Consider the following 11687-nt stretch of genomic DNA (forward strand, 5'->3'; position numbering starts at 1 on the left):
ATGCACCTTGGCGAAGAGCTCGTCGTACTGGGCGTACTCCTTCTTCTGGCGTACGTCCTCGGCAGGCTGGCCAAGCTCATCGGGCTTCCCACCATCCCGATCTACATGCTCGTGGGCCTTCTCGCGAGCCCGCACGTCGGCTGGTTCCCGCTCGACTTCCACTCCGACAAGATCGAGCTCATCGCGATCTTCGGCCTCATCCTGCTGCTGTTCAACCTGGGGCTCGAGTTCGACCAAGACGAGTTCTTCGGCAACGTCGGCCGTCTCGTCCTCTCGGGCGGCAGCTACATCGCCATCAACATGGTCGTCGGGCTCGCGTTCGGCTTCTGGCTCGGGTGGGGCAGTCGCGAAGCCCTGATCGTCGCCGGTATCACCGCCACCTCGTCGAGCGCGATCGTGACGAAGCTCCTGATCGAGCTCGGCCGGCTGGCGAACCGCGAGACGCCGATGATCCTCGGCGTCACCGTCGTCGAAGACATCTTCATCGCGATCTATCTCGCGATCGTCTCCGTCGTCCTCAGCGGCGAGACCGACCCGCTGCCGGTCGTCGGCAAGCTCGGGGTCGCGTTCCTGTTCCTGATCGTGATGTTCACGGTCGCGCGGTGGGGCGGCAAGTACGTCTCACGGCTCATGCGCACCAAAGACGACGAGCTCTTCACCGTCCTCTTCTTCGGGCTGGCCGTCCTGTTCGCGGGCATCGGCGAGATCCTCGGCGTCACGGATGCGATCGGCGCCTTCCTCATCGGACTCGTCTGCGGTGCCACGCGGTTCCGCAACCGCATCGAGACCTTCGCGCTGCCGATGCGCGACGTGTTCGCCGCGTTCTTCTTCCTGAACTTCGGTCTGAGTCTCAACCCGGGCACCTTCCCCGAGGTGGTGTGGCCCGTCGCGGGAGCCGTCCTGATGACGATCGTGCTGAACGCCGGCGCGGGCCAGTTCGTGGCGTGGATCAACAAGCTGGGGCCGCAGGCGGGCATCAACGCGTCCGCGATCCTCCACAACCGCGGCGAGTTCGCGCTGATCCTCGCCACGCTGTCGCTCGGCGCGGGGCTCGATGACCGCATTCAGCCCTTCGCCGGCCTGTACGTGCTGGTGATGGCGGTCATCGGTCCGTTGCTCGCGGCGAATTCCACCAGGATCGGCGGCGTACTCTTGCGTTCGCGGAAGCGCCCGGCGAAGGCCGGTCGCGACAGCGAGGTCGAACCCCGAGACATCACCGCTCCGCGCGGCGCCGAGGGGATCGCCCTGATGGAAGCAGCGCTGGCCGGCGACGTGTCCGACGAGCACGACGCCGACGGAGTCGGCAGCGACGACGAGGCCGACGGCATCGAGTCGGGCGGCGACGCTCGGCCCGGGGTGCGCGAGCCGGTGACGGCCGCGGCGCAGAACGACCCCTACGACGACTACGGCGAGTTCCTGCCCGATGACGAGCCCGTGTTCGACGCCGCCGCAGAGCAGGCCGGGCAGCAGTCCGACCAGCGCGCGACACGGCAGCCCGATCCGGTACGACAGAGAGACCCCGAGTACTGATGCACGACACCGACGTGAGGCCAGGCCCGACAGAGGCGACCCTTCCCGACACGATGTGGGAGGTCGCTCGTCGACCCCGCTGGATCGGCGCGCTCGTCTTCGCGCTCGCGGTGGCCGCGCTGTTCGCGTTCCTCGGGCACTGGCAGCTCGACCGCAGCGTCGAGAGCCTCAAGCCGGCCAACACTGGCTCCGAGACCCGCAAGGTGCTCTCCGACATCACCGAGCCGCAGACCGACTTCCTCGACCGGCTCACCGGCCAGAAGGTATCGGCGACCGGCGCGTTCGAGCAGGGCGACTTCCGCGTGCTGAGCGGCCGCCTCAACGACGGCAAGACGGGCTACTGGCTGGTCGGCCGATTCGTCGACTCGGCGAACGACGCGACCCTGGCGGTGGCGGTGGGGTGGGCCCCGACCGCGGCGGGAGCCCGGGCGGCGGAGGTCGACGTTCCTGCGACCTCGATCTCTCTCGACGGCCGGTACCTGCCGAGCGAAGCCGCCGACGACGGCAAATTCCAGCAGGGGGAGGCGACGGTGCTCTCGGTGCCCGAGCTCATCAACGAGTGGAACGACTTCTCAGGCGACGTCTACAACGGCTACGTGGTCTCGGCGACGACCTACGGCGACCTGACCGCGATCTCCTCGCCGCCGCCGATCGACAAGGCGACGATCAACTGGCTCAACCTGTTCTACGCGGTCGAGTGGGCCGTGTTCGCGGGCTTCGCGATCTTCCTCTGGTTCCGTCTGGTGCGCGACGCATTCGAGCGCGAGATCGAAGAGGCGCAGGAACTCCTCGCGGCCTCCGACCCCGCCGCCGCAGCCTCTCTCGACGCCGGGGCACCCGCCGACGGCCGCCGGACCGACCTCGATTAGACTTGCCCCCATGCCCCTCAAGCCCCGCCCGCGCAACATCCCCAAGATCCCGGGGGCGGTGCGCCTGTACAAGATCTCCGCCTACGTGACGGGCGTGATGCTTCTGCTGCTGGTCTTCGAGATGGTCATCAAGTACACGCCGCTGGCGACCGAGATGGCCATCGGCGATGCCCGCGGGTTCCTCGTGCCGCGCGGCACGATCGCTGGCGGGGCATTCGACCTCTCGCTAGGCATCCTCATCGCCCACGGGTGGCTTTACGTCGTCTACCTGTTCACCGACTTCCGTCTCTGGAGCATCATGCGCTGGCCGTTCTCGCGGTTCATCCTGATCGCCCTCGGCGGCGTCGTCCCCCTGATGTCCTTCTTCGTGGAGCGCCGCATGGCTCAGATCGCACTGTCCGAGTACGAGACCCTGCAGGCCGACCGCGCCTCGGTTCAGGCGGCTGCCGCATGAGCGAGGAGACAGTCCAGAAGCCGGTTCTCGTCGTCGACTTCGGCGCCCAGTACGCCCAGCTGATCGCGCGCCGGGTGCGCGAGGCCGGCGTGTACTCCGAGATCGTGCCGCACACGATCACCGCGGCCGAGGTCGCGGCGAAGAGCCCTGTCGGCATCGTGCTCAGCGGCGGGCCGTCCAGCGTCTACGAAGAGGGCGCCCCGGCGCTCGACGGCGGCATCCTCGATCTCGACGTCCCCGTGCTCGGCATCTGCTACGGATTCCAGGCCATGGCCGTCGCGCTCGGCGGCGAGGTCGCCCAGACCGGCGACCGCGAGTACGGCGCCACCGACGTGACCATCACGGGCACCGAGTCGACCCTGCTCGACGGCCAGCCCGGATCGCAGACCACCTGGATGAGCCACGGCGACTCCGTCTCGAAGGCACCCGAGGGCTTCGAGGTCCTCGCATCGAGCGCCTCGACCCCGGTCGCGGCCTTCGCCTCCGACGCCCGTCGTCTCTACGGAGTGCAGTGGCACCCCGAGGTCAAGCACTCGACCTACGGCCAGGCCGTGCTCGAGAACTTCCTCCACCGCGCTGCCGGCATCCCCGCCGACTGGAACAGCGGCAACGTCATCGCCGAGCAGGTCGCCCGCATCCAGGAGCAGGTCGGCTCGTCGCGCGTCATCTGCGGCCTGTCGGGAGGCGTCGACTCCGCCGTCGCGGCCGCCATCGTGCAGAAGGCCGTCGGCGAGCAGCTGACCTGCATCTTCGTCGACCACGGTCTCCTCCGTGCCGACGAACGTGAGCAGGTCGAGAACGACTACGTCGCCGCGACCAACGTGCGCCTCGTCACTATCGACGCCCGCGACCAGTTCCTCGACGCCCTCGCCGGAGTCACCGACCCCGAGCAGAAGCGCAAGATCATCGGCCGCGAGTTCATCCGGTCGTTCGAGGAGGCCGCGACGGCGCTCGTCCTCGAGTCCGACGCCTCGGGCAACGGCGAGCCGGTCAAGTTCCTGGTGCAGGGCACCCTCTACCCCGACGTCGTCGAGTCGGGCGGCGGAACCGGCACCGCGAACATCAAGAGCCACCACAATGTCGGCGGCCTCCCCGAAGATCTACAGTTCGAGCTCGTCGAGCCGCTTCGGACGCTCTTCAAAGACGAGGTCCGCGCTATCGGCCGCGAGCTCGGCCTGCCCGAGGTCATCGTCGGCCGCCAGCCCTTCCCCGGCCCCGGCCTCGGCATCCGCATCGTCGGCGAGGTCACCCACGACCGCCTCGAGCTGCTCCGCAAGGCCGACAAGATCGCCCGCACCGAGCTCACCGCCGCCGGTCTCGACGGCGAGATCTGGCAGTGCCCGGTCGTATTGCTCGCCGACGTCCGCTCGGTCGGCGTCCAGGGCGACGGCCGCACCTACGGGCACCCGATCGTGCTCCGCCCCGTCTCGTCCGAAGACGCCATGACCGCAGACTGGACGCGCCTGCCGTACGACGTCCTCGCGCGCATCTCGAACCGCATCACGAACGAGGTGGCCGGGGTCAACCGCGTCGTCCTCGACGTCACCTCGAAGCCGCCGGGAACCATCGAGTGGGAGTAGCCGCGCGGCGCTAGGGGCGGCGTTCGGGGCCGGCGTTCGCGTGCCCGGCGCGAAGTGGCCCTTGCCGTCGCCGCAGGTGTGCACGGCGCGAGATGGCTCTTGTCGTCGGCGGAGGCGTGCCCGGCGCGAGATAGCTCTTGTCGTGGGGGAGGCGTGCCCGGACGACAGGCGTGGCCATTTCGTCGCGGGGGCGCCGCGGGTTCGCGGCGCGGCGCCGCGGTGCCGCGGGCGCGCGCGAGATCGGCGAGAGCGTGAGCGCCGAGATGGCCGTGGCCGTCGGCTCGGACCCAGTTCGCCGACGTGGAGAGCCATCTCGGGCGGGCCGGGGCTGTCCCGGCGCGACTCGGGCGGGGCGTGCGTGCCGTGAAGTGGCTCTGCCCGTCGCCCTGCCGGGCGCAGGCCGACGCGCACGGCCATCTCGCGCGCCCGGGCACACGAAAGGGCCGCCCTCCCGGGGGAGGACGGCCCTTCAGCGACGGCTAGTTGTTGCCGCGCAGGATCGCGAGCATGCGCAGGATCTCGGTGTACAGCCACACGATCGTGACGACGAGGCCGAAGGCGGCCTGCCAGCCGAAGATGCGCGGGGCGCCGTTATCGACGCCGACCTTGATCTGCGTGAAGTCGAGCACCAGCGAGTACGCGGCGAGCAGCACCACGACGATGCCGATCCAGAAGCCGAGCGGAATCCCGAGGAACTCGATCGAGCGCAGGCCGAACTGGCCTGAGGTGACGCCGGTCAGCTGCAGGACGAAGTTGATCAGCGAGAAGACGGCGTAGCCGACGATGGCGACCAGGAAGATCTGCGTCGCGCGCTTGGAGGCGCGGACCTTGCCCGAGGCGAACAGGGCGAGCGTCACGGCGAAGACGCCGAGCGTGCCGAGGACCGCCTGGATGACGATGCCATCCCATCGCGACTCGAAGATCGCCGAGATGCCGCCGACGAAGATGCCCTCGAAGCCGGCGTAGGCCAGGACCAGCGCGGCGGACGGCCTCTTCTTGAAGATGTTGACCATCGCGAGCACGAACCCGACGATGGCGCCGACGAGCATGAGCTGCGGAACCCACCAGCCGACAGCGGCGCCGGCGAGAAGGACGACGAACGCGCCGAACGTCTTCGCGATGGTGTCTTCGTAGGTCATGCGGTCGGTCTGGTCGGGCGACGCGCTGGGCTTGCTGTAGAGCTCCTGGAGCTGCTCGGCCGTCATGTCGGCCTTCGCGAGCGAGAGTGCGGCGTTCTGCTCCTGACGCCACTTGCTCAGGTCGTTGCCGTTGTTCGAAAAGGCCGGCGACTGACTGAAGCCGGGATTCGAGTGAGCCATTGGGTCCTCCGGGGATCCGTTGCTGGTGGGTGATGCAGTGGTGATCGGTGCGTGGTGATCGCTGATGCCTTGTTGAGCGTTCACTGTATCGGCACCTGTCGCGAGAGCGCTGAGAATATGCCTGATGAGAGGCTGATTCGCGAGAGGCGAACATGCACATCGTGCAGAGTTGCGGCTCACAGTGCGGCTAGCGTTGACGCGTGAGCCACGAACCCCTCGTCATCGCCCACCGCGGAGCCAGCGGACACCGCCCGGAGCACGGCCTCGACGCGTACCGTCTCGCGGTCGAGCTCGGCGCCGACGCGATCGAGCCCGACATCGTCGCGACCCGCGACGGCGTGCTGGTGCTGCGGCACGAGAACGAGATCTCCGGGACGACGGATGTGGGGCGGCGTTCCGAGTTCCTGCGCCTGAAGACCACGAAGGAGGTCGACGGAGCCGTGCAGACCGGATGGTTCACGGAGGACTTCACCTGGGCCGAGCTGTCGACGCTGCGCGTGCGCGAGAGGCTGCCGGAACTGCGCCCCGCCAGTGCGGCCCACGACGGGGAGGGCGGGATCCTGCGCCTGAGCGACCTGCTCTCGCTTCTCGACGGCGATGAGGCCCGCGCCCGCGGGGTCGGGCTGGTGGCCGAGGTGAAGCACGCGACGTACTTCGACTCGATCGGCCTGCCGCTCGGCGAGCTCGTCGCGGCCGAGCTGGCTGCCGCGGGCTGGACGGACGACCCCCGCCTCACGTTCGAGAGCTTCGAGCGGACCGTTCTCGACGACCTCCGCACCCGCGGCGCGGGCGGCAGCTACGTCTACCTGCTCGACGCCGAGGGAGCCGCCTACGACCTGGTCTCGCGCGACGGCTCCGCGGCCTCGACGTACGCGTCTCAGCTGACCGCCGCCGGTCTCGACGGCCTCGCGTCGGGGCTCGACGGGATCTCGGTGCCGAAGAAGATGCTGCTCGGGCCGACCGGCGAGGCCGACCCGGCCCTGGTGGGCCTCGCTCACGCTCGAGGGCTAGCGATCTACACGTGGACCCTCCGCCCCGAGAACGCCTTCCTGGCCAGGTCGAACCGGTCGGGCGGCGCTCGCGCGGAGCACGGCGACTGGCGCACCGAGTTCTCCGAGATCGCCTCGACCGGCGTCGACGGGCTGTTCGCAGACTTCCCGGAGCTCGCCCGCGAGGCGCTCCGGACGGAGGTCGCCGCCGACTGAGGTCGATGTCGGTGGCGGCGCTTAAGCTTGTCGGATCATGACGATAGTGCTCGAGCCCTTCGACAACTCCGGCGAGAACCAGGCCGGCGACAGCGGTGCTCCGCGCGCCTCGTTCTCGGAGCGCCTGGTCGCAGGGCTGAACCCGCAGCAGCGCGAGGCGGTCGAGTACCGCGGTCAGTCCCTCTTGATCGTGGCGGGCGCAGGATCCGGCAAGACCAGCGTGCTGACCCGCCGTATCGCGGGCCTGATCGACTCCCGCGAGGCCTGGCCCAGCCAGATCCTGGCCATCACATTCACCAACAAGGCCGCCGCCGAGATGCGCGAGCGAGTCGCGGCGCTGATCGGGCAGTCGTCCGAGGGCATGTGGATCTCGACGTTCCACTCCGCCTGCGTTCGCATCCTCCGTCGCGAGGCCGAGCAGTTCGGCTTCACGAAGAGCTTCACCATCTACGACAGCGCCGACTCGCGCGCGCTGCTCAAGCGGATCATCAAGGAGCTCGACGCCGACAGCCTCGGCTTCACCGTCAGCCAGGCCTCGGGCAGGATCTCGAAGCTCAAGAACGAGCTGAGCGACGTCGAGAGCTACTCGCGGCAGATCAACATGGGCGACCCGCAGGAGGTCATGTTCCTCGAGATCTTCCGCCAGTACACGCGGGAGCTCCAGCGGGCGAACGCGTTCGACTTCGACGACCTGATCGCGCAGACCGTCTACCTGTTCCGCGCCTTCCCGCATGTGGCGGCCGTCTACCAGCGCCGATTCAGGCACATCCTCGTCGACGAGTACCAGGACACCAACCACGCCCAGTACGCGCTCATCCGCGAACTGACCCGACCCGTCGATCCCGAGCACGTCGACGAACTGGAGCGCGGCGGCCAGTTCGTCGCGACGCTGAAGGACGGCAGCGGGAGGATCCCCGGCGCCTCGCTCACCGTGGTCGGCGACTCCGACCAGTCGATCTACGCGTTCCGCGGAGCCGACATCCGCAACATCACCGAGTTCGAGCACGATTTCCCGCACTCGAAGGTGATTCTGCTCGAGCAGAACTACCGCTCCACCCAGAACATCCTCGACGCGGCGAACTCGGTCATCGCCAACAACTTCGACCGGCAGGCCAAGAACCTGTTCACGACGGTCGGGTCGGGCGACAAGATCGTCGGGTTCACGGGCTACACCGGCCACGACGAGGCCCAGTTCGTCGCCGACGAGATCCAGGCGCTCCACGACCAGGGCACCGCCTTCAAAGACGTCGCGGTCTTCTACCGGACCAACTCGCAGACCCGCGCGCTGGAGGAGATCTTCATTCGATCCGCCATCCCGTACCGGGTGCTCGGCGGCACGAAGTTCTACGAGCGCGCCGAGATCAAGGACGCCATGGCGTACCTCATCTCGGTTGCCAACCCGGCCGATCCGATGGCGCTCCGTCGCATCATGAACACGCCGAAGCGCGGCATCGGCCCCGCGACCGAGACGGCGCTGCAGCGCTACGCCGACACGAACGAGGTCGGCCTCCGCGACGCCATGCGGAATGCGGGCGAGCTCGGTCTCGGGCCCAAGGTGACGGGCGCGATCACGGGACTGGCCAAGCTGCTCGACGACGTCAGTGCGACGTCGGCAACCGATCCCGTGAGCGACGTCCTCACCGCGCTCATCGAGGGCAGCGGCCTCGTGGCGGCCCTCCGCGCATCGCGCGACCCGCAAGACGAAGCGCGCGCCGAGAACATCGAGGAGCTCGTCGCCGTCACGCGCGAGTTCCAGAAGAACAACCCCGAGGGCACGCTCCTCGACTTCCTCACGGAGGTCACACTGGTCGCCGCGGCTGACGATCTCGACGACACCAGCGGCACCGTCTCGCTGATGACCCTTCACACCGCCAAGGGTCTGGAGTACGAGGCGGTGTTCCTGACCGGGGTCGAGGAAGACCTGCTCCCGCACCGCATGTCGGCGTCCGAGCCCGGCGGCCCGGCCGAGGAGCGTCGTCTCTTCTATGTCGGCATCACGCGCGCTCGTAAGAACCTGTACCTGTCGCTGGCCATGACCCGCGCGCAGTTCGGCGAGGTCAATGTCGCGATGCCCTCCCGGTACCTCCAGGAGATCCCCGCCGAGCTCATCGACTGGAAGCAGTCGCCCGGCATGGCCAACAGCCGGGGCGGCACGCAGCCGCGGGCCCTCAATGCGTCCCGCGACGGCGGATTCACCGACCGGAGCTTCGGCGGCCGACCGAGGTCGGGCGGCATGAGCGGCGGCGGCGGCATGGGCGGCGGCAGCTACGACCGGGCAGCCGCGGCAGCCAAGACGCGCCCCAAGACCGAGTGGACCAACCGCGTCACCGGCACCGTCCGCGACAACGGCGACCTCGAGCTCGAGGCCGGCGACCGCATCATGCACGTCGACTTCGGCGAGGGCAGGGTCGTGGCCGTCACCGGCAACGGGCCGCGACGCATCGCCGAGGTGCAGTTCGACGAGTCGGGGCGCAAGAAGCTGCTCATCAAGGTCGCGCCGATCACAAAGCTCTAGGGTGACGTGCCCTCCCGGGCCGTGTTCCCGGGGGCTGCGTCCGGACTCGCCGCTCACAGCGCGTCCATGACGTCGGCCTCGAGCGCCCGGCGGTCTCGGACCCTCCGGATGAGACGCACCGCTGCCAGGGCGAGGGTGCCGAGCAGGAGGGTGCCCGCGCCGGCGGCCGCGATCGGAGCGGCGCCGACGCTGCCGGTGAAGGCCAGCAGACGCGGGGGAGCGGGAGACTCCGGCGTCGGCGGCACCGCCGCGGTCGGCGTCGAGGGCGTCTCGGTCATCGGGGGAGTGACCGGAACCGGCGGAGTGACCGTGACACGCGGTGTCGGGGGAGCAGTGGGGGTCTCCGGAGTCGACGGCTCGTCGATCGCGAAGGACTCGTCGTCGTGCGCGAGCAGGTCGGCGAAGGCCGGGACCTCCTGCGAGCCGTCCTCGCGCGGGGCAGACCCCTCCGACCGGAAGACGTAGACGTAGTGCCCCGGCTCGGACGCATCGATGCACGGCGATCGGTAGGTCCCGTCAGCGGAGACGACCGTCTGGGCACGACCGGCCACCGGGTGCGACTCGAGGTCGCCCAGGTCGGTGCCCTCCGCCGGCGCCTCGGAGAACGGGCCGAGCAGGAGGGACTCCACAGGCACGTCGACGCCGGGAAAGCCGACGGCGATGAGGGTGTCGGGGACGCAGGCGCCCGGCTCGTGACTGGAGCCGTCGACGGTCGTCCTGATGGTGGGTGCCGAGGGGACGAACGACACCTCGGTGGCCGTCGCGAACGCCGACTTCCAGGCACCGACGCGGTCACGGCCCTTGGCGATCGGAGTGTCGGCAGGGTCGATCGACTCGACCCAGACGAAGTAGCCGGACGACGGCAGGGTGCACGCCTTGGTCCGGTACACGCCCGGCCCGTTCTGCACCTTCGTCGCGACGGCGCACACGACCGGCGCGTCGGAGGGCCAGGTCGACGACCGCTTCGGCTGCGTGGCGAACGGGCCGAGCAGGGTGCTCCGGACAGTCACCGGGATCGGCTTCGTCGTGCCGGCGGCCGCGTAGACGCCCCACTCGGTGAGCTGGTCGACGACGGGCTTGACCGAGACGGTCAGCTTGTCGGTGATCTCGGCGCCGGCCTCCGCGGTGGTCGCGCTCGTCGCCGTGACCACGCGGGGGGAGAACGGGCGAGGGGACACCGCGGTTGCCGTCGTGCTCTTCGTCGCCGTGGTGGTGGGAGCGGTCGTGAAGAGGAGCTTCTGGGTTCCTGCGCCGCTCGACCCCACGGTGACCGTCGACCGGTACGGCAGATCGCCGAACGAGACGGTCGCCCTGACGGTGTTCGTCGGGCCGAAGCCCGTGGCCCGGATGGTCTGGCTGCGCCCGTTCGCAACCGACTTGGACGTTGCCTGCCCGGTGCCGAACTTCGCTCCGGCCAGCGTGATCGTGCCGGAGTGCGTCCCGGCCGCGACGTGTGCCGTGCCGCCTTTCGACAGGGTCGTCGTCAGACCGGAGGCGACAGTCCCCGTGCCGGTCGCGCCGAGCTTCAGTGTCACGGTCGCGGCCACGGCCGTCGTGGCCTCGGCCGCTGCGCGCGCGATGAACGTGTGCGCCTTGGCCAGGACGGCATCGCGGCTGCCGTTGGCCCGGCCGGCGTAGTAGCTCAGGGTGCGGCCGTCGAGGCCGGTGACCGACCAGACAGCGAGCTGAGCGGCCGCAGCGGTGTCGGCGTTGGTCGTCCCCGCCCAGGTGCGCGAGATGAATGCCAACTTCGCCAGGTCGGTGGCGCCCAGGCCGAGACCCGGAGGGTCGGTCGAGAGCACGTAGTCATGGCCGACGGGCGAGGCCTTGCCGACTTCGAGGCAGAACGCGAATCGCCCGTCGGCGAGCCGGTAGGTGCCGAGCCACGAGGTGCCGTCGCCGGCCCAGAGGTGGCCGCGGCCATGGCCGGTGGACTGGAGCGCCTGCGCGGTCGTAACGGGTGAGAGGGTGACGATCGCCGCCAGGACGGCGATCAGGAGGACGAGGACACGGAGGGGGTGGCGGGAGGAGCGCTGTGGCGCGGCGAGCTGGTTCATGGCACCGACGATGCGGCAACCAGCGGATGCGCCGCGGGCCGCAGGAGGTATCTGTGGATGACTCCTCGGGTCCTGCGCCTGTGGAGAGGAGGAGGTGAGCTGTCTCCACAGGCACGCCCTCGAGTCGGGCCCGCCCGGGGCCGAGGCGCTAGGCTGAC

8 protein-coding genes are annotated in these 11687 nt (G+C 69.5%); 6 read left to right on the forward strand and 2 right to left on the reverse strand.

Features of this window, described 5'->3' with window-relative positions; translation table 11 throughout:
• From AC3CBB_RS16655 to guaA, 4 genes are read left to right on the forward strand one after another with little or no spacing between them, the layout of a single operon-like run.
• A complete protein-coding gene (locus AC3CBB_RS16655) occupies window positions 1–1530 on the forward strand; it encodes a cation:proton antiporter (RefSeq protein WP_488625427.1) in 1530 nt (509 codons plus the stop codon).
• Window positions 1530–2399: an SURF1 family cytochrome oxidase biogenesis protein gene (locus tag AC3CBB_RS16660; RefSeq protein ID WP_123506985.1), complete on the forward strand. Its 870-nt coding sequence runs from the start codon at window positions 1530–1532 to the stop codon at window positions 2397–2399. Before AC3CBB_RS16655 ends, AC3CBB_RS16660 begins: the two co-directional genes overlap by 1 nt.
• A gap of 10 nt (window positions 2400–2409) precedes the next feature.
• Window positions 2410–2853: a DUF3817 domain-containing protein gene (locus tag AC3CBB_RS16665; protein WP_488625428.1), complete on the forward strand. Its 444-nt coding sequence runs from the start codon at window positions 2410–2412 to the stop codon at window positions 2851–2853.
• Window positions 2850–4433, forward strand: a complete 1584-nt coding sequence (gene guaA, locus AC3CBB_RS16670; protein WP_123506987.1) for a glutamine-hydrolyzing GMP synthase — start codon at window positions 2850–2852, stop codon at window positions 4431–4433. The genes AC3CBB_RS16665 and guaA overlap by 4 nt, the downstream gene beginning before the upstream one ends.
• A gap of 479 nt (window positions 4434–4912) precedes the next feature.
• On the opposite strand, the gene AC3CBB_RS16675 is transcribed toward guaA, so the two are convergent.
• A complete protein-coding gene (locus AC3CBB_RS16675) occupies window positions 4913–5752 on the reverse strand; it encodes a Bax inhibitor-1/YccA family protein (protein ID WP_488625429.1) in 840 nt (279 codons plus the stop codon).
• Between the two features lie 200 nt (window positions 5753–5952).
• Between AC3CBB_RS16675 and AC3CBB_RS16680 the strand changes: the two genes are divergently transcribed.
• Window positions 5953–6957 (forward strand): glycerophosphodiester phosphodiesterase family protein, encoded by a 1005-nt coding sequence (locus AC3CBB_RS16680; protein WP_488625430.1) that lies wholly within the window; start codon window positions 5953–5955, stop codon window positions 6955–6957.
• 37 nt (window positions 6958–6994) lie between these two features.
• Window positions 6995–9472 carry an ATP-dependent helicase gene (locus AC3CBB_RS16685; RefSeq protein ID WP_488625431.1) on the forward strand — a complete coding sequence of 826 codons (2478 nt, stop codon included), beginning with the start codon at window positions 6995–6997 and terminating at the stop codon, window positions 9470–9472.
• Window positions 9473–9525: 53 nt separating this feature from the next.
• Here AC3CBB_RS16685 and AC3CBB_RS16690 read toward each other — a convergent pair whose 3' ends face one another.
• Window positions 9526–11529, reverse strand: a complete 2004-nt coding sequence (locus AC3CBB_RS16690; RefSeq protein ID WP_488625432.1) for a hypothetical protein — start codon at window positions 11527–11529, stop codon at window positions 9526–9528.
• Window positions 11530–11687 lie beyond the last annotated feature (158 nt).

It is taken from the genome of Frondihabitans sp. OV104 (genome assembly GCF_057787745.1).